Annotated in this window: 18 protein-coding genes; 14 read left to right on the top strand and 4 right to left on the bottom strand. The window is 71.8% G+C overall.

Annotation, left to right across the window (positions count from 1 at the left end; genetic code table 11):
- Window positions 1-88 precede the first annotated feature (88 nt).
- On the top strand, window positions 89-1,063 hold the full coding sequence (locus QWZ14_RS28360) for a phosphoribosylaminoimidazolesuccinocarboxamide synthase (RefSeq protein ID WP_290320419.1): 975 nt from the start codon (window positions 89-91) through the stop codon (window positions 1,061-1,063).
- Here the strand turns inward: QWZ14_RS28360 and QWZ14_RS28355 are convergent.
- Window positions 981-1,940: a protein-methionine-sulfoxide reductase heme-binding subunit MsrQ gene (locus QWZ14_RS28355; protein ID WP_290320418.1), complete on the bottom strand. Its 960-nt coding sequence runs from the start codon at window positions 1,938-1,940 to the stop codon at window positions 981-983. The two genes, QWZ14_RS28360 and QWZ14_RS28355, sit on opposite strands and share 83 nt — an antisense overlap.
- 41 nt (window positions 1,941-1,981) lie before the next feature.
- On the bottom strand, window positions 1,982-2,914 hold the full coding sequence (locus tag QWZ14_RS28350) for a mitochondrial fission ELM1 family protein (RefSeq protein ID WP_290320417.1): 933 nt from the start codon (window positions 2,912-2,914) through the stop codon (window positions 1,982-1,984).
- A 60-nt stretch (window positions 2,915-2,974) separates the two neighbouring features.
- On the opposite strand from QWZ14_RS28350, the gene QWZ14_RS28345 reads away from it, so the two are divergent.
- The 11 genes from QWZ14_RS28345 to QWZ14_RS28295 all read left to right on the top strand — a co-directional run bounded on the left by QWZ14_RS28345 (window position 2,975) and on the right by QWZ14_RS28295 (window position 16,809).
- Complete coding sequence (locus tag QWZ14_RS28345) at window positions 2,975-3,694, top strand: orotate phosphoribosyltransferase (RefSeq protein WP_290320416.1); 720 nt, start codon at window positions 2,975-2,977, stop codon at window positions 3,692-3,694.
- Window positions 3,695-3,836: 142 nt separating this feature from the next.
- Window positions 3,837-5,516, top strand: a complete 1,680-nt coding sequence (locus QWZ14_RS28340; protein WP_290320415.1) for a peptide ABC transporter substrate-binding protein — start codon at window positions 3,837-3,839, stop codon at window positions 5,514-5,516.
- A gap of 199 nt (window positions 5,517-5,715) precedes the next feature.
- Window positions 5,716-6,492, top strand: coding sequence for a tetratricopeptide repeat protein (locus QWZ14_RS28335; protein ID WP_290320414.1), 777 nt, complete (start codon window positions 5,716-5,718; stop codon window positions 6,490-6,492).
- A gap of 112 nt (window positions 6,493-6,604) precedes the next feature.
- Window positions 6,605-8,728 (top strand): TonB-dependent receptor, encoded by a 2,124-nt coding sequence (locus tag QWZ14_RS28330; RefSeq protein ID WP_290320412.1) that lies wholly within the window; start codon window positions 6,605-6,607, stop codon window positions 8,726-8,728.
- A 4-nt stretch (window positions 8,729-8,732) separates the two neighbouring features.
- The gene (locus QWZ14_RS28325; protein ID WP_290320411.1) at window positions 8,733-9,416 is read left to right on the top strand and encodes a Fe2+-dependent dioxygenase; all 684 of its coding nucleotides are present in this window, start codon (window positions 8,733-8,735) and stop codon (window positions 9,414-9,416) included.
- Window positions 9,413-10,603: a PepSY-associated TM helix domain-containing protein gene (locus QWZ14_RS28320; RefSeq protein ID WP_290320410.1), complete on the top strand. Its 1,191-nt coding sequence runs from the start codon at window positions 9,413-9,415 to the stop codon at window positions 10,601-10,603. The genes QWZ14_RS28325 and QWZ14_RS28320 overlap by 4 nt, the downstream gene beginning before the upstream one ends.
- Entirely contained in the window at window positions 10,600-11,298 is a 699-nt protein-coding gene (locus QWZ14_RS28315) for a MotA/TolQ/ExbB proton channel family protein (protein WP_290320409.1), read from the top strand. The genes QWZ14_RS28320 and QWZ14_RS28315 overlap by 4 nt, the downstream gene beginning before the upstream one ends.
- A complete protein-coding gene (locus QWZ14_RS28310) occupies window positions 11,295-11,792 on the top strand; it encodes a biopolymer transporter ExbD (protein ID WP_290320408.1) in 498 nt (165 codons plus the stop codon). The genes QWZ14_RS28315 and QWZ14_RS28310 overlap by 4 nt, the downstream gene beginning before the upstream one ends.
- Window positions 11,793-11,795: 3 nt before the next feature.
- Window positions 11,796-12,602 (top strand): energy transducer TonB family protein, encoded by an 807-nt coding sequence (locus QWZ14_RS28305; protein ID WP_290320407.1) that lies wholly within the window; start codon window positions 11,796-11,798, stop codon window positions 12,600-12,602.
- 149 nt (window positions 12,603-12,751) lie between these two features.
- The gene (locus QWZ14_RS28300) at window positions 12,752-13,093 is read left to right on the top strand and encodes a hypothetical protein (RefSeq protein WP_290320406.1); all 342 of its coding nucleotides are present in this window, start codon (window positions 12,752-12,754) and stop codon (window positions 13,091-13,093) included.
- Between the two features lie 188 nt (window positions 13,094-13,281).
- The gene (locus tag QWZ14_RS28295) at window positions 13,282-16,809 is read left to right on the top strand and encodes a DEAD/DEAH box helicase (RefSeq protein ID WP_290320405.1); all 3,528 of its coding nucleotides are present in this window, start codon (window positions 13,282-13,284) and stop codon (window positions 16,807-16,809) included.
- A gap of 5 nt (window positions 16,810-16,814) precedes the next feature.
- On the opposite strand, the gene QWZ14_RS28290 is transcribed toward QWZ14_RS28295, so the two are convergent.
- A complete protein-coding gene (locus QWZ14_RS28290) occupies window positions 16,815-18,020 on the bottom strand; it encodes an MFS transporter (protein ID WP_290320404.1) in 1,206 nt (401 codons plus the stop codon).
- Window positions 18,021-18,085: 65 nt separating this feature from the next.
- Window positions 18,086-19,171, bottom strand: coding sequence for an LLM class flavin-dependent oxidoreductase (locus QWZ14_RS28285; protein WP_290320403.1), 1,086 nt, complete (start codon window positions 19,169-19,171; stop codon window positions 18,086-18,088).
- 167 nt (window positions 19,172-19,338) lie between these two features.
- Here QWZ14_RS28285 and QWZ14_RS28280 point away from each other — a divergent pair, with 167 nt between their 5' ends.
- Window positions 19,339-20,295 carry a TIGR03619 family F420-dependent LLM class oxidoreductase gene (locus QWZ14_RS28280; RefSeq protein ID WP_290320402.1) on the top strand — a complete coding sequence of 319 codons (957 nt, stop codon included), beginning with the start codon at window positions 19,339-19,341 and terminating at the stop codon, window positions 20,293-20,295.
- A gap of 23 nt (window positions 20,296-20,318) precedes the next feature.
- Entirely contained in the window at window positions 20,319-21,233 is a 915-nt protein-coding gene (locus QWZ14_RS28275; RefSeq protein WP_290320401.1) for an SMP-30/gluconolactonase/LRE family protein, read from the top strand.
- Window positions 21,234-21,315 lie beyond the last annotated feature (82 nt).

The following is a 21,315-nucleotide window of genomic DNA, read 5'->3' as shown; positions in this document are numbered from 1 at the left end:
CGGCGGCACCATGGCGCAGAGAGGGGTCATGCTCAACCGGGGGCGATCATGCGGTATAAGACGGCGACATTCCGCTCAGGACAGCCGCATGACCAGCACCGCCGACCTCGCCCCCTACGCCGGCCACGTGCTGCGCGACGCCACCATCCCGGAGCTGCCGAATCACTACCGCGGCAAGGTACGGGAGAACTACGACCTGGCCGACGGCAGCCGGATCATCATCGCGACCGACCGGCTGAGCGCCTTCGACCGGATCATCACCGCGGTGCCGCTGAAGGGCCAGGTGCTGACCCAGATCGCCCGCTTCTGGTTCGACCGCACCCGGGACATCTGTCCGAACCACGTCCTCGAGTACCCCGACCCCTGCGTGCTGCGCTGCAAGCGGCTGACCATCATGCCGGTCGAGGTGGTGGTGCGGGACTACCTGGCGGGGACCACCTCCACCGCCATCCTGACCATGTACAAGGCCGGCCGGCGGGAGATGTACGGTCACCGCTTCCCCGATGGCATGCGGCCGAACCAGAAGCTGCCGGCGACCATCCTGACGCCGACCAGCAAGGCCTTCGACGCCGGCCACGACGAGGAGCTGACCCCGGCGCAGATCGTCGACGGCAAGCTGCTGACGCAGGCGCAATGGGAGGCGGTCAGCGCCCTGGCCCTGAAGCTGTTCGCCCGCGGCCGGGAGATCGCCGCCGAGCGCGGCCTGATCCTGGTCGATACCAAATACGAATTCGGCTTCGATGAGGCCGGCGCCATCGTGCTGGCGGACGAGATCCACACGCCGGACAGCAGCCGCTACTGGTTCGCCGCCAGCTATGCGGAGCGCTTCGCCGCCGGCCAGCCGCCCGAGAGCTTCGACAAGGATTTCGTCCGCACCTGGGTGGTCGCCCGCTGCGACCCCTACAAGGACGACCTCCCGGAGGTGCCGGCCGAGATCAACCTCGAGGCCGCCCGGATCTACATCAGCGTCTTTGAGGCCATCACCGGCCAGCGCTTCCCGCTGCCCGATCCGCACCAGCCGGTGCTGGAGCGGATCCGGGCGAACCTCGCCCGCTATTTCTGAGCCGCACCCAGCCGGGGAAGGCCAGCAGCGGCATCGCCACGGCGGCCACCGCGACCCAGACCGCAGGCCGCAGGCCGAAGTCGATGTCGAGGTTGGCCGCCAGGATGCGCTGGGCCGGCAGGTTGGTCGCCAGCGCATACCAGGCATACTCGAGGCCGGCGGCGGCAAGGCCGGCGGCCGGGGCCAGCGCCAGCAGCGCCGCCGGATGCGCCTGGACGCCCCGCGGCAGCAATCGCCACAGCACCAGCCAGGCGAGGAAGCCCGCCGCCAGGATCGCCTCCCAGAGCTGCGATTTCGACTGCAGGAAGAAATGGAACACGCCCAGCGCGGCCAGACCGAAAATGACGCCATGCAGCCGCTTCCAGCGCCGGCCGAGCTTGCGCATCCAGCCATCGGTGGAGGTCCAGCCGAGCACTACCAGCCCGGCGAGGGCTACGAAGCCGATGGTGAGGTAGAAGCGCTGCAGGATCTCCAGGGCGATGCGCGGCAGGATGAAATTCTGGTCGGCGGCATAGAGCAGCAGATGCAGCAGCGCATAGCCGAGGGTGGTCAGCCCCAGCATCCGCCGCAGGCTCAGCACCTGCGGCGAGGCCAGGATGCGCCCCAGCGGCGTCACCGCCAGGGTGACCAGCAGCAGCCGGATGGTCCAGAGGCCAAGCTCCTTCAGCGCGGCCTTGGCCGGTTCCGGCCCGAGCTCCTGCAGGACCCCCTGCCCCGCCAGGATCAGCGCCGGCGCCAGGGCCAGGGCGAGCACCACGGCGCGCAGGGCGGAGACGCGGCCGGCGCGGTCGCGCCAGGGCCAGCGGATGGGCAGCGGCCGGGCGCGGGGATTGCGCGGCATCGGCGGGAAGGCGGCATGGAGGATGGCTTGCAGCATGGCCCTTACTTCGCGCCAGGCCGGGTTTCGGTAACCCCCGCTCATGCCCACCCCCGCGCGAGGATGGCGGCGGCGACGCGAGCGGCTTCGTCCAGCGGCGGCCGGGCGAAGGGTACCGGCGCCTGGTCCAGCGGCCGGGCCTGGCCGGCGGCATAAAGGCTGGCATGCAGCCGCAGGTGCCGCGGGCCGAGGCCACCGGGGTCGGCGATGAAGACCGGGGCACGGGTGGCCAGAGCCTCCGACAGCATGGAGACGCTGTCGCCGGTGACGACCACGGCATCCGCCCAGGCGAGGAAGCCGGCGAAGGGGTTGCCGCCGGCATCGCCCCAGCGGAACAGCCGGTGCGGCCGCGCCGCCAGCGCGTCGCCGAGCGCCTCGGTCGCCGCGCCGCCCGTGCGGCGGCTGGTAGTGGCGAGGATGCTGCCGGCGAAGCCCGCGACCCGGGCGCCGAGGGCGGCAGCGGTCGCGGGATCCATGCCCTCCGCCCGCACCTTGCCGCCGACCAGCAGGGCGACGCGCGGGCCGGGCAGCAGCTCGAGCGGCGCCCATGCCGCATGCGCCGCCGCCAGCCGGTCCGGCGACATCCGGTGGCAGGCGCCGAGGATGGGCAGGATATTCGCGGCATCCCCGGGCCGGTCGTGCCGGCCCAGCACCAGCAGGTCGAAGCGGCCCGCGCCGAAGCCGGGGCGCATGCAATGCACCGTGCGGGCGCCCCGCCCCGCCAGCCAGAGTGCGACCGGGGCGGAGCGACGCCCGGCCGAGAGAACCAGCCGGGGCCAGGGCGGCCGCATGGCCGCGCGGGTCCCGGCGGTCAGGCCGGCAAGGCTGGGCCAGGGGATGGGCAGCCGGGCCAGCGGACACCAGGCCAGGGGCACCACCCGGTGCGGCAGCCCGAGCCGCTCGGCGATTCCCAACGCCTGGGCCGCGGTGCCGGCGCGGGGATCGGCCAGCACCCAAACCTCCGGTTCGGTCATGGACGCGCCGCCGCGCCCCGGTTACGGATGCGCCAACCGCCGCCGGCAGAGGAATGCGCCATGGCCATGCAACACGCTTCCGATTGGGACAGGGACGCCGCGCTGACGACGGCGCGCATCCTGCTGGAGATCAAGGCGGTGAATTTCCGCCCCGAGGAGCCCTACACCTTCACCTCGGGCTGGAAGAGCCCCGTCTACATCGATTGCCGCAAGATCATCTACTTCCCCCGCGCCCGGGCCCGCATCTGCGAGCTGGCGGTGGAGAAGATCGGCCGGCACATCGGCTACGAGACGATCGACGCGGTGGCCGGCGGCGAGACCGCGGGCATCCCCTTCGCCGCCTGGATCGCCGACCGGATGATGGCGCCCATGGCCTATGTCCGGAAGAAGCCCAAGGGCTTCGGCCGCAATGCCCAGATCGAGGGCGACGTGCCGGAGGGCAAGCAGACCCTGCTGGTCGAGGACCTCACCACCGACGGTGCCAGCAAGATCGCCTTCGCCCAGGCACTGAGGGATGCGGGCGCGCTCTGCAACCATACCTTCGTCGTCTTCTACTACGGGGTCTTCCCCGGCAGCTTCGAGACGATGAAGGCCATGGACCTCAACCTGCATCACCTCTGCACCTGGTGGGACGTGCTGGAGGTGTGCCGGGAGCGGCCGTATTTCTCCGAGGAGGCGCTGAAGGAAGTGCGCAAATTCCTGGAGAATCCGGTCTCCTGGTCGCAGTCCCACGGCGGCATCGGCAGCTTGGCCGAGGCCAAGCCGAAGGGGATGGAGTAGCAGCCGACGGCCCGGCCTCGGGCGGAGCGCCGGGCCTGGACAATCGGTCTACCCGGGCACGGGCCTCGAGCCTGTGCGCCGGGGTGCCGGAGGGACGACGGAGCGCGGCTCAGGCCCGGTCCTCGCAATGGGAGGTCGCCCGATGCATTGCCGCAGCATGCTGACCCTCGCGCTGCTCGGGGCGGCGGCCGTCGCCCAAGCCCAAGCCCAAGCCCAGGCCCAGGCCCAGCCGCGCGACAGCCTGACCATCGGCATCAGCCAGTACCCCTCCACCTTCCATCCCAACTTCGATGCGATGGCGGCGAAATCCTACGTCCTCGGCTTCACCCGCCGCCCGGTCACCGCCTATGGGCCGGACTGGCAGCTCGGCTGCATGACCTGCGAGACGCTGCCCAGCCTCGAGAACGGCGGCGCGGTGCGGGAGACCACGCCGGAGGGCAAGCCCGGCCTCCGCGTCACCTGGCGGCTGCGCGAGGATGCCCGCTGGGGCGACGGCACGCGGGTGACCACGGCCGACCTGCGCTTCGCCTACGACGCGGGTCGGGAGGCGACGACCGGGCTCGGCCCGGCCGAGTTCTTCCGCTCGGCCTATGAGATGATCGTCGAGGATGCCCGCAGCTTCACCCTGCGCTTCGACAAGGTCACCTTCGACTTCGCCTCGCTCGGCGATTTCCAGCCGCTGCCGACGCATGTCGACCGCGCCCGCTGGGAAGCCGATCCGCGTGCCTACCGCAACCGCACCGCCTACGACACCGAGACCGCCAACCCCGCCCTCTGGTCCGGTCCCTACCGGATCACCGCGGTGCAGCCCGGCGCGGGGGTGACGCTGGAGCGCAACGCGGCCTGGCGCGGCGCCGCCCCGGCCTTCCGCCGCATCCAGATCCGTACGGTCGAGAATACCGCCGCCATGGAAGCGCAGCTGCTGGCCGGGCAGCTCGACATGATCGCCGGCGAGCTTGGCCTGCCGGTGGAGCAGGCGGCGGCGCTGGAACGCCGCAGCGGCCAGCGCTTCCGGATCGAGTACAAGCCGGGGCTGATCTACGAGCACCTCGACCTGCGGCTCGATACGCCGATGCTGGCCGACCGCCGGGTGCGGCAGGCGATGCTGCTGGCGATCGACCGGGCGCAGATCGTGGCGCGGCTGTTCGAGGGCCGGCAGGTGGTCGCCCGGACCGGGGTCAACCCCCTGGACCCGATGCATGATCCGGCGGCGCCGGACTGGCCCTTCGATGCCGCCCGCGCCGGCGCCCTGCTGGACGCGGCCGGCTGGCGCCCTGGCCCCGACGGCATCCGCCGCAATGCCGCCGGCGAGCGGCTGAGCTTCGAATTCATGACCACCGCCGGCAACCGGGCCCGGGAATCGGTGCAGCAGGTGATGGCCGCCATGTGGAAGCAGGCCGGCATCGAGGCCCGCATCCGCAACGAGCCGCCGCGGGTGCTGTTCGGTGAGACCCTGTCGCGCCGCCGCTTCACCGGCGCCGCGCTGTTCGCCTGGATCAGCGCGCCCGAGAACGTGCCCCGCTCCACCCTGCATTCCCAGGAGATCCCGACCGAGGCGCGCAACTGGTCCGGGCAGAATTACGGCGGCTATCGTAATCCGGCCATGGACGCGCTGCTGGAAGCCCTGCCGCAGGAACTCGACCGCGACAAGCGCCGCCTGCTGTGGTCGCGGTTCCAGACCCTCTTTGCCGAGGACCTGCCGGAGCTGCCCCTGTGGTTCCGCGCCGATGCCCATATCTGGCCACGCTGGCTGGAGGGCGTGCGGCCGACCGGGCACCTGAACCCGACCTCGCTTTGGGTCGAGGAGTGGCGGGTTCGGTAAGGGGATGCGTCCTGCTATTGCGAGTTATTCGCAGAAATCCTAGGCTGCCTGCCATAGCCGGGATCATTGCGACCATGCCGAGCCTCCCCCTGCCCCGCCCTGCCCCCCCTCCCGCCCTCCGCATCGCCGCCCGGCGGCGGTGCGGATGCGGCAGCCACTGATCCGCGCGACGCCACGGTCCGCACCGGCCCAGGCCCGCATGTCCCAACGCCACCGCCCGCCCCCGGTCACCTTCGACCAGCTGGCAGCCGCCACCCAGGCGGAGCTGGTCGCGGCCTTCAACGGCGAACCCGCCGAAGCGGCCCACTGGATCGCCGCCGCGGCCCGGTACGGCATGGTCGAGGCGCAGCTGTTGCTGGGCCAGATCCTGCTCGACGGCCGCGGCCTGCCGGCCGACCCTGCCACCGCCCGGGTCTGGTTCCGCAGCGCCGCCGAGGCCGGCAGCATGGCGGGGCTGAACCTGCTGGGTCGCTGCCATGAGCTGGGCTGGGGCGGGCCGGTCGATACCGCCGCCGCCCTCGAATGCTTCCGCCGTGCGGCGGAGGCGGGACTCGACTGGGCACAGTACAATTATGCCGCCCTGCTCTGGCGTGGCGCCGGCACTGGCCCGGATCCGGCCGCGGCCCTGCACTGGTACCGCCGGGCTGCGGCCCAGGGCCATGCGAAGTCGCTGAACATCCTCGGCCGCTTCCTCGAGGAGGGCTGGGAGACCGAGCCCGACCCGGCGGCAGCCGCGGCGCTCTACCGCCGCGCGGCGGAGGCCGGCGACTTCCGGGGGAAGTTCAACCTCGGCACCCTGCTCGCGGCGCGTGGCGAAGTCGCCGCCGCCGTGGACTGGTTCAGCCAGGCGATCGAGGGCAGCCCGGGCGGCTTCCTCGCCAGCATGGCCGAACGGCTGGCGGCACGGCCGGAGCCGGAGCTCCGCGCCATCGGCGCGGCGGTCGCCGGCCGCCTAGCCACCTCCGGCCAGGGCTAGAACCATGGCATGGCCCAACCCACCGGCCGGTCATACTGCGTTACGAATTGCTATTGCGAGTCATTCTCATCGTCTCTATCGAAGCGGCACCGCAGCCGGGAAGATGCACGCGATGTCGCTCCGCCACCCCATCCCAAGCCTCGAACCCAGCCTCGGCCTCGCGGGGCTCGGGCTGCTCGCGGCCGCGATGCCCACCGCTGCGCAGACCCCGCCGGCCGCCGACCTGGCGCTGCCGGAGATGAATGTCCAGACCCAGGCGCCGTCCAGCTACAGCGGCGCCAATGTCCCGGCGGCCCGCCTGCCGACCACCGTCGCCGACGCTCCCCAGACCATTTCCGTCGTCCCCCGCGCGCTGATCGACGAGCGTGCCGGCACCACGCTGCGGGAAGCCTTGCGCAACGTCACCGGCATCAGCTTCGCCGCCGGCGAGGGCGGCGCCTCCGGCGACAACCTCACGCTCCGCGGCTTCAGCGCGCGTGGCGACTTCTTCATCGAAGGGCTGCGCGACATCGGGCAATACACCCGCGACCCCTTCTACCTCGACAGCGTCGAGGTGCTGAAGGGCCCCTCCTCGATCCAGTTCGGCCGCGGCTCCACCGGCGGCGTCATCAACCAGACGCTGCGCCTGCCGCAGGCCCGCAACTTCGGCGAGCTCAGCCTGCAGGCCTTCTCGCCCGCCGGCGTTCGCGCCACCAGCGACGTGAACCTCTACGCCGGCACGGTCGGCGTCCGGCTGAACACCATGGCACTGACCCAGCAGGTCGCCGGGCGCGACCATGTCGAGAACAGCCGCTACGGCATTGCCCCTTCCGTCACCTTCGGGCTCGGCACCAACACGCAGTTCACCGTGCACTACCTGCACCAGTACGAGAACAACGTTCCGGATTATGGCCTGCCCTGGCTGTTCGGCCGGCCGGCCGCGGTGAACCGCAACAACTACTACGGCACCGCCGGCGTCGACCATGAGCGGCTGACCACCGATGTACTGACGGCCCGGCTCTCGCATCGTTTCAGCGACGAGGTCACCGTCCGCAACACCTTCCGCTTCTCCAACTACGACCGCGACCTGCAGGCGACGGCACCGCGCTTCAACGCGACGCCCACCAGCCTGGCGCAGATCCCGACCACCACGGTGCTGCGGGAGGCGCAGTTCCGCGACGCCACCGACACCGGCTACAACAACCTCAGCGAGCTGGTGCTGAACTTCCGCACCGGCCCGCTGGAGCATTCGGCGCTGGTGGGCGCCGAATTCGGCCGCGACACCAACCATACCACGCGGTATTTCGGCCCTCGCCCGAATGCCAACCTCTTCTTTCCCAACTACTTCGACAACACCAGTAACCTGACCCGAAGCCTGCGCTCGCGCGTCAGCGTCACCTCGGACAGCGCCGCCGCCTTCGCGGTGGACCAGATCAAGATCGGCCAGATGTTCGAGGTGCTGCTGGGCGGCCGCTTCGATCACTTCGAGACCGATTACCGCAGCTTCCTCGACAATGTCCGGCTGAAGGGCAACGACAACCTCGCCAGCTACCGCGCCGCGCTGGTCTTCAAGCCGATCCCCGGGCTGCGCACCTACTTCTCGACCGGCACCTCGTTCAATCCCTCGGGCGAGTTCCTGACCCTGACCGCGACCACCGCCGACCTGGCGCCGGAGCGCAACCAGAGCTACGAGATCGGCGCCTCCTACGACATCGCCGGCCGCGTCGAGGTCAAGGGCGCTGTCTTCCGGCTGGAGAAGGAGAACGCCCGGACGACGGACCCGGCCAGCGGCATCACCAGCCTCGCCGGCAACCAGCGGGTCGATGGCTTCGAGGTCTCGATGCTCGGCCGCGTCACCCAGAACTGGAACCTGCTGGCGGGCTACACCTTCCTCGACGGCCAGATCGTCCAGAGCAAGGTGCCGGCCGAGGTCGGCCGCAACATCCCGAATACCCCGAAGCACACCGCCACGGTCTGGTCGACCTACGACCTGCCCTATGACCTGACCCTCGGCGGCGGCGCCTTCTACGTGGACGGGCGCTATTCCAACACCACCAACACCAACTTCGCCCCAGGCTATACCCGCTACGACGCCTCGCTCGCCTGGGTGCCGAAGGAGGGCGGCTTCCGCGGCCTGCGGGTCCAGCTCAACGCCCTGAACCTCACCGATCGCCGTTACTACGACCAGGTGACCGGCGGGCAGGTGGTGCCGGGCGCCAGCCGCACCTTCATCGCCACCGTCGCGGCGCGGTTCTGACGCGGTGCTGCTGCAGCTCCCCGAGGTTCTGAAGGCCGGTCCGCTGGCGGAGGCGCACGCGCTGCTCGCGCGCGCGCCCTGGGTCGATGGCCGGGTTACCGCCGGACATCAATCCGCGCAGGTGAAGGACAACCTGCAGATCCCCGAGGGCTGTCCGGAACACCGGGCGCTGGGCGAGCTGGTGCTCTCGGCGCTGGAGCGCACGCCGCTGTTCATCTCCGCCGTGCTGCCGCTGAAGGTCTTCCCGCCGCTGTTCAACCGTTACGACCCGGGCATGACCTTCGGTGCCCATGTGGACAATGCCATCCGGATCGTGCCCGGACAGGGCACCCGCATCCGCACCGACGTCTCCTGCACGCTCTTCCTCAGCGACCCCGCGAGCTACGACGGCGGCGAGCTGATCGTCGAGGACACCTATGGCGAGCACCGGGTGAAGCTGCCGGCCGGCGATGCCGTGCTTTATCCCGCCACCAGCCTGCACCGCGTGGCCCCCATCACCCGCGGCTCGCGCCTCGCCAGCTTCTTCTGGGTCCAGAGCATGGTGCGCGACGACGGCCAGCGCGGGCTGCTGTTCGACCTCGACATGGCCATCAACCGGGCCCGCGGGAACCTGCCGCCTGGCCATGCCGCGCCCACGGAGCTGACTGCCGTGTACCACAACCTCCTGCGCCGCTGGGCCGACGCGTGAGCGCGGTCCTCCAGGACGCCGCGGTCGCGCGCCGCAGCCTCACCGTCAGCCGGGCGCTGCTGTTGGCGCACCGCTGGGCCGGGCTGGTGCTGGGCCTGGTACTCGTCGTGATCGGCGTCACCGGCAGCATCCTGTCCTTCCAGCGGGAGATCGACGCGGCGCTGAACCCCGCGCTGTACCGCCCGACCGGCCCGGCCAATCCGGAACTCGGCTACAGCGCCATCCTCCGGCTGGCCGAGACGGCCACCGGCCGTACCGCCGGCACCGTCCGCCCGCCCGATGCGGTCTGGCCGGTCTGGATCGTCTCGCCGCCGCGGGTCCGCGGCGGGGCCAGCGCGCCGACCGCCTATCTCGACCCCGCCACCGGCGCCCTGCTGGGCGAACGCGACGGCAGCGGCAGCTTCATCGCGGTGACGCGCCAATTGCACGACACGCTGCTGATGCGTGACTGGGGCGGGCGGGACGCGGTGGGCTGGCTCGGCGTGCTGATGGTGCTGTTCTCGGCCTCGGGCATCTGGCTGTGGTGGCCGAATCAGGGCTCGCTCGCCCGGGCGCTGGTGACCATCCGCACCCGGCCGAGCGTGGTGTTCAACCTCGACCTGCACCGTGTCATCGGCATCTGGATGGCGGTGGTGCTGGCCGTGGTGGCCTTCTCCGGGGTGGTGCTGATCTTCCCCAACTGGTTCCGCCCGCTCGTCGGCGTCGCCTCGCCGGCACCGGGCAGCCCGATGCTGCAGGCTGCGCCGAGCCAGGGTGGCCCGGCGCCGCGCCGCGAGCCGATGCGGCTCGATGCCGATGCCGCCGCCGCCGCCGCCCTGGCCCATCTGCCGGGGCAGGTCGTGACCGGGGTGCTGCTGCCGACCCGCCAGCGCCAGTCCTGGCAGGTCACCACCCGCCCGGCCGACAGCAGCCCGGAGGTCCGCGCCCGCAGTTTCATCACCATCGACCCCTGGTCGGGCGAAGTGCTGGAGGAGCGCGGCCCGCGCACCCGCTCCGCCGGCGAGGAGGCGCTGGCGATGCAGCGCTGGCTGCACGGCGGGGCGCTGCTCGGCTGGACCGGACGGCTGCTGGTCTTCCTTTCCGGCCTCGCCATGCCGGTGCTGTTCGTCACCGGCCTTGCCGCCTGGCTGCTACGCCGCCGCAACCGCCGCCGCCTCAAGCCCCGCTCGAAGGAGCACCCCGCATGAACAATGGCGCCGATTTCACCATCCAAAGCCTGCTGCTCAACGCCGATCCGGTGGTGCAGGCGGTGATGGCCGCCCTCGCGCTCGCGTCCATCGCCTGCTGGGCCATCATCATCGAGAAGGCCGTCGTGCTCGGCCGCCTGAAGCGCGAGGCGAGGACCCTGACCGCGCTGGCGGCGACCGGCGGCATCGTTCCGCCGGAAGGCGAGGCCCGGGGCGAGGAGAGCATGTCCGCCCGGGTGCTCCGCGTCGGCCTGCCGGAATGGCGCGAGGGGCGCGATACCGCGGAGACCGCGGGCGAGTTCCGCGACCGGCTGGAACGCACCATGCGCGTCGCCGTCACCGCCACCCTGCGCAAGGCCGAGCCGGGCCTGCCGCTGCTGGCCACAATCGGGTCGGTCAGCCCCTTCGTCGGGCTGTTCGGCACGGTCTGGGGCATCATGCACAGCTTCTTCGGCATCGCCGCCAAGCAGGACACCGGCCTCGCCACCGTCGCGCCGGGCATCGCCGAGGCGCTGTTCGCCACCGCCATCGGCCTGGTCGCCGCCATCCCGGCGGTCATCGCCTACAACCGCTGCAGCGTTCAGCTTTCCCGCATCCGCCAGGAGGCCGGTGCCGCCGCCGCCAGCCTCGCCAGCCGCCTGGCCCGGCGCCCCGCCATCGCCGGCGGCCGCCGCGCCGCGGGAGAGCCGGCATGAGCATGCAGCCCATCGGCGACACGGACGACGACGCGCATCCGGTCTCCGAGATCAACGTCACGCCGCTGGTCGACGTGATGCTGGTGCTGCTGGTGATCTTCATGGTGACCGCGCCGATGCTGACGGCGGGCGTGGCGGTGGACCTGCCGCGTACCGCGGCGGCGCCGCTGAGCCCGCCGCAGCCGCCGCTCGAGCTGTCGATGACCCGCGAGGGGGGACTCTTCATCGGTCCCGACGCCCTGGAATTCGCGGCGCTGGAGCCGCGGCTCGTCGCGCTGCACACGGAATCGCCAGACCGGGCCCTGCATCTCCGGGCCGACCGCGGCATCGAGTACGGCGAGGTGCTGCGCATCATGGGCCTGGTGCAGCGGGCCGGGATCGCCAAGGTGGCGCTGGTCTCGATGCCTGGCGGCGATGCGCCGGCGGTTCCGGGCGCACCGGCGCAGTCCCCGTCGATCCAGGCCGCGCCGTCCCCTGCCGCCACGGGCCGCTGAGGAATGGCGAATGCCCGCCACCTGGCCTGGGCTGCCTCGGCCGTCGTCCACCTCGCCGCCGGCGCCGCGGTGCTGACCGCCGTGACGGAACCGGCGGCCGCGCCGCAGCCGGTGATGCTGCTCGAGATGCCCATGCCGGTGACGCCAGAGGCGCCGCCGGTGCCGGAGCCCGTGGCGGAACCGGCCACCGCCCCGGCCGAGGTCGCCCCGCCGGAGCCCCCGCCGCCGGAGGTGCCGCCCGAGCAGCCGCCGCCGCCGGTTGCGGAGGCGATGCCGGAGCCGCCACCGCCGCAGGAGCAGCCGCCGCCGGTCGAGCCTCCGCCGCCGCCGGAGGAACTTGCCGCCCTGCCCCTGCCGCCGCCACCGCCGCCGCCGCCCAGGCCGGCGCCCCGGGTTCCGGTCGCGCCGCATCGTCCGCCGGTCCCGCGCCCACCCCTGCCGCAGGCCGCCGAGGCCCCTGCCCCCACGCCGACCCCTGCCGCACCCGCGGCACCGGCGGCGCCGGCCCGGGTTTCCGGCGCCCCGTCGCCCAGCTACACCGCGCTGCTGCTGCGGGCGCTGGAGCGCCATCGCCGCTACCCCGAGGATGCCCGCTGGCGGCGTGCCGAAGGCGTCGCCGTGCTGCGTTTCCGCATGGCGCGGGATGGCACCGTCGTCGGCTACCGGATCGAACGCAGCACCGGCGACAATTCCCTGGATCAGGCGGTGCAGACCATGATCCAGAACGCCTCGCCGCTGCCGCCGCCGCCCGATGAGCTGGCCGGCAACCCGGTCGAGCTGACCGTGCCGGTTCGCTTCACCTTGCGGTGACCCTTGGCGTGCATGTTCGGCTGGTCATGCATGCCGCCCGCCTGGTGGCACCGATGTGACTGCCCCGCCGTGGCGGGTGTCAGGCGTACCGCGCCATGCTGCGGCGTTGAGGCCGAAGCACCGGCGCAGCGAAAGGGTGCGATATCACCATGGCGTCCCACAGCCCCCGCAGCGGCGGTCCCGTCGTCCGCATCGACCGGCCGGTCTCCACCGAGGCCGGTGCCGCAGCGCCGGAGATCATGCCCGCGATCGATGCCCTGCAGGCGGTCGGCGATGGTCTGAAGCAGGACAGACTCGATGCCGCCTGGGTGGAGCTCGACAACGCGGAGCTGGAACTGCGCTGCCAGGACGGCCGGGCGATGTCGCCGCAGCCGGCCCTGGGCAAGGCGCTGGATGCGGTCGGGCGGGCGCGGGAGAGCCTCGGCGTCGCCGAGGTGGGCCGCGCCGCGGCGGATATCGCGCAGGCCATCCAGGCATTGCGGCGCCTCTAGCCCGCGGCGCCGCAGGCGGGTGCGGCAAGCTTGCTCTGGCAATCCGGCACGGGCCTGTCCGCCGGGCGCCTAGGCCCAAGGTCGGCCTCGCCCGAAGCCCCGTCGACGACACACGCAACGGTCGATCGTCGGTGGGCCAGCCCCGCCGGGCTGGTCCTGCGGCCTGCCGGGCGGCATGATGGCGCGGCATGCAGAAGCGCGACACAATCCCCCCGGCGTCGCTCCGCCCGGTCGAGGATGCCGAGATCCTTCGCGCCATGTCCTCGAATGCTCTCGTCGCCGGGCACCGCTACGTCAGCCAGGGCCGGGTGCGGCGGCTGAGCTGGGCCGAGGATGGCCGCCGGATCGAGGCCGAGACACAGGGGACGCAGCGGCGGCCCTATGGCCAGACCATCACCCTGCGGCCCGATACCCAGGGCCAGGTCGGCTTCACCGGCCTCTGCACCTGCCCCGTCGGGTTGAACTGCAAGCATGTGGCGGCGGTGCTGGTTGCCTCCCGGCGGCGACAGGCGGCGGCCACCGGCGCGGCGACAGCGCCCGATGCCTCCGGTCCTGCAAAACCGCCCGACCCATCCCCACCTGCGGCAGCCCCGGCTGCGCTATCCTACGACGTCATGGCCTGGCTCGATTCCCTGAACGATACGAAGGACGCCGCGTTGGAGGCCTACCCCGACACCATTCGCCAACGCCTGCTCTATGTCCTTGAGGTCGTGCCGGGACCGGCTGCCGGCGGCCTGCTGCAGGTCTCCTGCTGCACCGTGACCCTGCGGCGTGACGGCGGCTTCGGCGCGCCGCGGGCCTATGCGCCGCGGCAGGTGGAGATGCCGGCGCACTACCTCCGGGCCTCGGACAAACTGATCCTGCGGCGGCTGGCCCGCTTCGGCTATGGCGCGCCGACGCTCGACCGCGACGAGGACCCGGCCGACCTGCTGCGGCGGATCGTCGCCACCGGCCGGGCGCACTGGGCCGAGGTGATCGGCCCGGTGGTGGCCGAGGCGCCGGAGCGAAAGGGCAGCATCGGCTGGGTGGCCGATGCCGACGGCAACCAGCGGGCGGCGGTGCAGCTCGATCCCGGATTGCTGGGCTTCATGCTCCCTTCCCCCTGGTATGCGGATACCGCCAGCGGCGCGATCGGTCCGGTCGATCCCGGCGTGCCCCAGGGCGTCGCGGTGCGACTGCTGGCGGCACCGCCCATCCCGGCCGCGGCGGCGCCCAAGGTGGCCGCCGAACTCGCCCGCCGGCTGCCGGAGCATGCGGTCGCGGCCCCGGCGGCGCTCGGCCCGCCCGAAACCCTGCGCGGACCGCCGCGGGTGCACCTCCGCCTGACCCAGGCGAGCCTGCCCTTCGACCCGGCGCAGCGGTCGACCCGACGCTACCCTTTCTCCGGCAGCAGCTACGAGGTCCCCCTGGCCCAACTGGCCTTCGGCTACGGCCCGCTGGTGCTGCCCTTCGGCCGGGAGGAGCCGCCGGCGGTGATCACCCATGAGGGCAAGCTCTACCGGCTGCAGCGGGACGAGAAGGCCGAGGCGGCGGTGCTGCGGCGGATGACCGGCATCGGCTTCGCCCGGGTCAACCAAGTGGCGCCGGTGCCGATCGCCTTCCGCCACGGCACCGACTTCGTGCTGGACGACGACAGCGACGGCACCGACTGGCTGCACGTGCTGACGCGCGAGGTGCCGGCGTTGCGGAATTCCGGCTGGCAGGTGGAGGTGGCCGCCGAATTCCCGATCCGGCTGGTCGAGCCCGACGGGCCGCTCGAGGTGATGCTGGAGCCTGGCGGCGGGCAGGCCAAGGCGCCGGAGCCCGAGACGATCGAGGAGGACCAGCCGTCCGAATTCGAAGTGGCGGATGTGGAGGCCGGCCCCGGCTTCACCGAAGGCTCCGGCATCGACTGGCTAGAGCTGCACCTCGGCGTGGTCGTCGGCGGCCAGCGGATCGACCTCATCCCCATCCTGGTCATGCTCATCGCCAACGGCTCCGGCGCGGCGCTGGCCCGGACCGAGGACGGCGACGAGGATGCACCCTTCCTGGTGCCGCTGCCGGATGGCCGGCTGCTGTCGCTGCCGCGCGCCCGGGTCCGCCCCATCATGCTGGCGCTGATCGAGATCTTCTCCGGCGGCGGCATCGGCCCCGCCCCGGGGCCGGGCGGCAAGGTCCGCTTCACCCCGCACGACGCGGCCGAGCTGGCGGCGCTGGAGGCGGAGTCAGGGCTGCCCTGGCTGGGCGGCGACTCGCTGCGGCTGTTGGGGCGGCAGCTGCGCGAGGCCGGCGATGCCATCCCCGAGGTGACGCTGCCGGAGGGCTTCCACGGTGCGCTGCGGCCCTACCAGGCGCAGGGCGTCGGCTGGCTGCAGGTGCTGCGCGCCGCCGGACTGGGCGGCGTGCTGGCGGATGACATGGGCCTCGGCAAGACCGTGCAGACCCTGGCGCATGTGGCGATCGAGAAGGCCGCCGGCCGGCTCGACCGGCCGGTGCTGATCGTCTGCCCGACCAGCCTGGTGCCGAACTGGACGCGGGAGGCGGCGCGCTTCGCCCCCGACCTGAAGCTGCTGGCGCTGCACGGACCGAACCGGGCGGAGCAGTTCGGCGGCATCGCCCGGCATGACCTGGTGCTGACCACCTATCCGCTGCTGACCCGCGACCATGCGGTGCTGACGCTGCAGTCCTGGCACGTGGTCATCCTCGACGAGGCGCAGACCATCAAGAACCCGAATGCCGAGACGACGCGGCATGCGCTGCGGCTGCAGGCGCGGCAAAGGCTGTGCCTGTCCGGCACCCCCTTGCAGAACCACCTGGGCGAGCTGTGGTCGCTGTTCGACTTCGTCGCGCCGGGCTTTCTCGGCAGCGCCAAGGACTTCCGCAGCCGCTTCCGCAACCCGATCGAGAAGGCGGGCAATGCCGAGAAGCAGGCGATGCTGCACCGGCGGGTGAAGCCCTTCCTGCTGCGGCGGACCAAGGACGAGGTGGTGACCGAGCTGCCGCCGAAGACCGAGATCACCGAGCCGGTGGAGCTCGGGACGGCGCAGCGCGGCGTCTATGAGGGCATCCGCTTGGCGATGCATGCGCGGGTGAAGGACGCCATCGCCGAGAAGGGCATGTCGCGCTCGGGCATCATCATCCTCGATGCGCTGCTGAAGCTGCGCCAGGCCTGCTGCGACCCACGGCTGCTGAAGCTGAAGGCGGCGCGGGATGCGCGGGCCGGTTCGGCCAAGCTCGACCGGCTGATGGAGATGCTGGAAACCATGCTGGAGGAGGGGCGGAAGGTGCTGCTCTTTTCCCAGTTCACCTCCATGCTGGAGCTGATCGAGCGGCGCCTGGCCGATGCCGGCATCGAGCACGAGCTGCTGACCGGCGAGACCAAGGACCGCGACATCCCGGTGCGCCGCTTCCAGGCCGGCGAGGTGCCGGTCTTCCTCATCAGCCTGAAGGCCGGCGGCGTCGGCCTGAACCTGACCGCCGCCGATACCGTCATCCACTACGACCCCTGGTGGAACCCGGCGGTGGAGGACCAGGCGACCGACCGGGCGCATCGGATCGGCCAGGAGAAGCATGTCTTCGTGCATCGCCTGGTCACCCTCGGCACCATCGAGGAGAAGATGGAGGTGCTGAAGGAGCGCAAGCGGGCGCTGGTCGCCTCGGTGCTGGATGCCGAGCACGGCGGGGCGCTGAAGCTGACCGAGGCGGATGTGGAGGAGCTGTTCGCCCCGGCGGAGTGAGGCCGCTACCGCCGCCCGACCAGCGCCAGCGCGCCGCCCAGCACACCGATGCCGGCCGCCAGGGGGCCGAAGCCGAAGAAGCCGAACTCCGCCATCATCCAGCCGCCGAGCGAAGCGGCGCCCAGCCAGCCGAAGGAGGCCGAAGTCACGTTGAGCCCGAGCACCGTGCCGCGCACCTCGTCCGGGACATTGGCCAGGGCGGCCATCAGGCTGGGCCGGGCCAGGGCATTCACGAGAACATAGCCGAAGCCCAGCGCCACCGAGACGACCAGCCCGGCGGTCCAGGTGAACAGGACCAGGGCGATGGCGGCGGAGCCGAACATGGCCAGGGCGAAGGTCATCAACCGGTTCGGCAGCCGGTCCGCCAGTTGCCCGCCGAGGATGGTGCCGAGGATATTGCCCAGGGCGAAGGTCGCCAGCGGCACCGCCACCCCGGCCAAGGACAGGCTGTAGCTCGACTGCAGGAAGGTGGCGAAGTAGACGGCGGTCAGGCCGTAGCAGATGCGCTCGGCGACGCCCATCGCCAGTAGCCGGATGACCGGGCCGGACATGGCCGAGCGGTAGCTCGGCCGCAGCGTTCCGGCGGCGCGCGGGCCATCGACCGGCGCCAGGGTGGTGACGAAGAGCCCGAGCGCCGCGGCCAGCGCCACCACGCCGACGCAGAGGTTGACGCCGCGCCAGCCGACATAGGCGCCGATCCAGGCCGCCAGTGGCACGCCGACCAGCAGCGTCAGCGACTGCCCCGCCATCACCCAGCCCAGCGCCCTGCCGCGCTGGCGGTCGACCACCCGGGCCGAGGCCTCCGCCATGACCACGCCGGTATAGCTGCCGGCGAAGCCACCGGCGGCCGTCGCCCAGGCCGCGACCCCGGCGTAGCTGCCCGAGGAGGCGGCGCCGACCATGCAGGCCGCGAGGCCGAGCGGGCCGCCGATGAGGAAGGGCCGCCGTCCCCAGCGGTCCGACCCCGCCCCTGCCAGCAGCGAAGCCACGCCCCAGGCGATGGAGGTCATGGCCATCAGGTTGGCCACCATCGGCAGGCTGGTGGACAGGTCGCGTGCCATGTCGATCAGGAAAGGTGCCCGGGTGGTCCCGGAGGAGGATGCCGCGAACATCCCGAGGCAGGCGGCGGCCAGCAGCGCCCAGGGCATCGGCGCCAAGGGGGGCAGCCGCGGCGGGGCGGCTTTCGGCAGGGCGGCGGGGGCATGGGGCATGCGGGACCCTAGCCTGCCCCGCCACGCCGCGACGAGGCCCCAGGTCGGCGCCACCCGAAAGCGGGCTAGGCCGCCACGGCCATGCCGCGGACCCGGGGGATCACCTCCTCGGCGAAAAGCCGGATGGTCGCGTGCCGCACCGCCCGCGGCACGCCGTAGGTCGCATTGCTGATGACGAAGTAGTTGAAGCCGAGTTCGGCGATCTCCTGCACCCGCCTCGCCACCGTCTCCGGCGAGCCGACCAGGTTCTGCGCCAGGTAGCCGTCGAGGTTCGCCGGGTCGCTCAGCCGCCGCAGGTTGGCGAACATCCGGTTGAACTGCTGGTAGCCCTCGATATTGCCCCACGGCGCATCATCGGACTGGTAGTGCCGCACCTGCAGCGCGAAGAACTCCGGCAGGTAGCGCAGCGCCTGCTCGCGCGCCTCGGCATCCGTCTCCGCCACGAAGCATTTGATCGAGATCGGGAAGGTCACGTCGGTCGGATGCCCGGCGGCGGCGCTGCGGCTGCGCCAGGTGTCGAGGATCTTGCGCAGGATCGCATCGGGAAAGCTCGAGAGGCAGAGCGGCGGCAGGCCAAGGTCGGCCATGATGCCGCCGCTCTCGACGCTGCCGATGGCGCCGTAGAAATTCGGCCGGCGGTTGCCGAAGGCGGGGCGGATGCGGGTCGGCTCGGTGAGGGTGGCGTAGCGGCCGGCGAAGGTGAAGGCGTCGCCCACCATGGCACGGCGGGTGAATTCCCAGGTCTCGCGGAAGCGGTCCCGCGCCGTCTCCATGCCGATGCCGAAGGCATCGTACTCGGATTTCGCGGTGCCGCGGCCCATGCCGATGTGCAGCTCGCCCTCGCTGAGGTTGGCCAGCATCGCCAGATCCTCGGCGAAGCGCACCGGCTCGTACCACGGCAGCACCATGACCGAGGTGCCGAGGCCGAGGCCCGGGCAGGCGGCCGCCACATGGGAGAGGAACAGCAGCGGGTTGGGCTGCGGGTAGTAGTCGCTGAAATGATGCTCGACCATCCAGGCCGCATCGTAGCCGGTCTCCTGCAGCAGCCGGGCATCCGCCAGGGCCTCCCGGTAGAGCGCGCGGTCGTCGTGCTCCGGCTCCCCGACCGCGCCGATCTGATAGGCGAAGCGAGGCGTCCGCTTGCTGGACATGATTTCCATCCCGTTCATCCCTTGGCAAAACGGTAGGTGCCGCCTCGCACGGGTGTCAATCGCATCGCGGGGAGGCGCCGCCTGCCCCCGTGCACCGCGCCGGATGCGCCGCTGGACTGACTGACCCCGCCGGGTGCAGCCTGCCCGGCAAAAGGGGGGAGGCACGCATGCAGATCGGGTTCAACCTGCCGGTCAGCGGGCCCATGGCGGCGCCGGCGACCATGGTCGGCATCGCCCAGCTCGGCGAAGGCCTGGGGTTCGACTACCTGACCCTGACCGACCACCTCGTGCTGCCCGAGGCCAGCGTGGCCGGCTACCCCTATTCCGAAAGCGGCGAATTCTACTCGCCCGACCCCGGCCACCGGCACGAGCAGCTCACCACCGCCGCCTATATCGCCGCCAAGACCGAGCGCATCCGGCTGGTCCTCGCGGTGCTGGTGGTGCCGCACCGGCCGGCGGTGCTGGCGGCGAAGATGCTGGCGACCATCGACGTCCTCTCGGGCGGGCGGCTGACCGTCGGCATCGGCGCCGGCTGGCTGCAATCCGAATTCGAGGCGGTGGTCACCACCCCCTTCGCCGAGCGCGGCGCCGTGACGGATGAATACCTCGACGCCTTCCGCACCCTCTGGACCGAGGCGCGGCCGAGCATCGAAGGCCGGTACGTGCGGTTCGGCGCCGGCATGGTCTTCGACCCCAAGCCGGTGCAGCAGCCACACCCGCCATTCTGGGTCGGCGGCGAGAGCGGTCCCTCGATGCGCCGCGCCGCCCGGCTGGGCGATGCCTGGTACCCGATCGGCAGCAACAACGCGCATCTGCTCGATACCCTGCCGCGGCTGGAGGCCGGCATCGCCCGGCTGCGCCAGCTGACCAGGGCGGCGGGACGCGACCCGGCCGATATCGGCGTGGTCTACCGGGTGAAGCGCCACGGCCAGGAGGCGCCGCCGGCCAGCGACGGCCACCGCCGGCTATTCACCGGCGGCATCGCCCGCGTGCTGGAGGACATCGCCGCGCTGCGCCGCATCGGCGTCACCGGGCTCGACTTCGATTTCGAGGGCCGCGATGCCGGCAAGGCCGCCGCCGACATGCAGCGCTTCCGCACCGAGGTGCTGGACCACATCCGCTGATCCACCGGACGACAGGAAACCCCATGACCGATATCCGCATCCTGGCCAAGGACCTCGGCTTCCCCGAAGGCCCGGTCGCCATGGCCGATGGCAGCATCATCCTCACCGAGATCAAGGGCGGCGCGGTCACCCGCGTCACGCCCGACGGCACGGTGACCCGGCTCGGTCCGTCCTCCGGCGGGCCGAACGGACTGGCGCGGGGGCCGGATGGGGCGCTCTACCTCTGCAACAACGGCGGCAGCCGCTACGAGCCCGGGCATTTCATGGGCCAGGGCCCGGCCGCCGACTATGTCACCGGCACGGTGGAGCGGGTCGACCCCACCACGGGCGAGCGGCGCCTGCTCTATTACATGTGCAACGGCCACAAGCTCTCGGCCCCGAACGACCTGGTCTTCGATCGCCAGGGCGGCTTCTATTTCACTGACCTCGGCAAGCGCTACGATCATTCGCGCGACCATGGCGGGCTGTACTACGCCTTGCCGGATGGCTCCTCGGTGCGGGAGATCGCCTATCCCATCCTCAGCGCCAATGGTGTCGGCCTCTCGCCGGACGAGCGGGTCGTCTACGTCGCCGACACCGAATCCGCCCGGCTCTGGGCCTTCGACATCGAGAGTCCCGGGGTGCTGCGGAAGCAGCCCTTCCCCTCCCCGCATGGCGGCCGCTGCATCGGGGACCTCTCGGCCTTCTGCCGCTTCGACAGCCTGGCGGTGCTCGCCTCCGGCAACATCGCGGTGGCGACGCTGGTGGCCGGCACCATCACGGTCTTCTCCCCGGCCGGGCAGGTGCTGGACGAGGTGAGGATGCCGGACACCCATCCGACGAACATCTGCTTCGGCGGCCCGGACATGCGGACCGCGACCGTCACCCTGTCGGGCACCGGCCAGCTTGGCCAGATGCAGTGGCCGGAGCCGGGCCTGAGGCTGAACTTCCAGCAGTAGCGGGCATCGGGGTGGCGGCGATCGGCATCGTGCGGAGAGCTGCCGCAGGCGATCGCCATGGGTTGATACGCCAGCCCCCACT

It is taken from the genome of Paeniroseomonas aquatica (assembly GCF_030409335.1).
In the GTDB taxonomy this organism is placed as follows: Bacteria; Pseudomonadota; Alphaproteobacteria; order Acetobacterales; family Acetobacteraceae; genus Belnapia; species Belnapia aquatica.
This window is presented reverse-complemented; position numbering and strand designations above follow the sequence as displayed.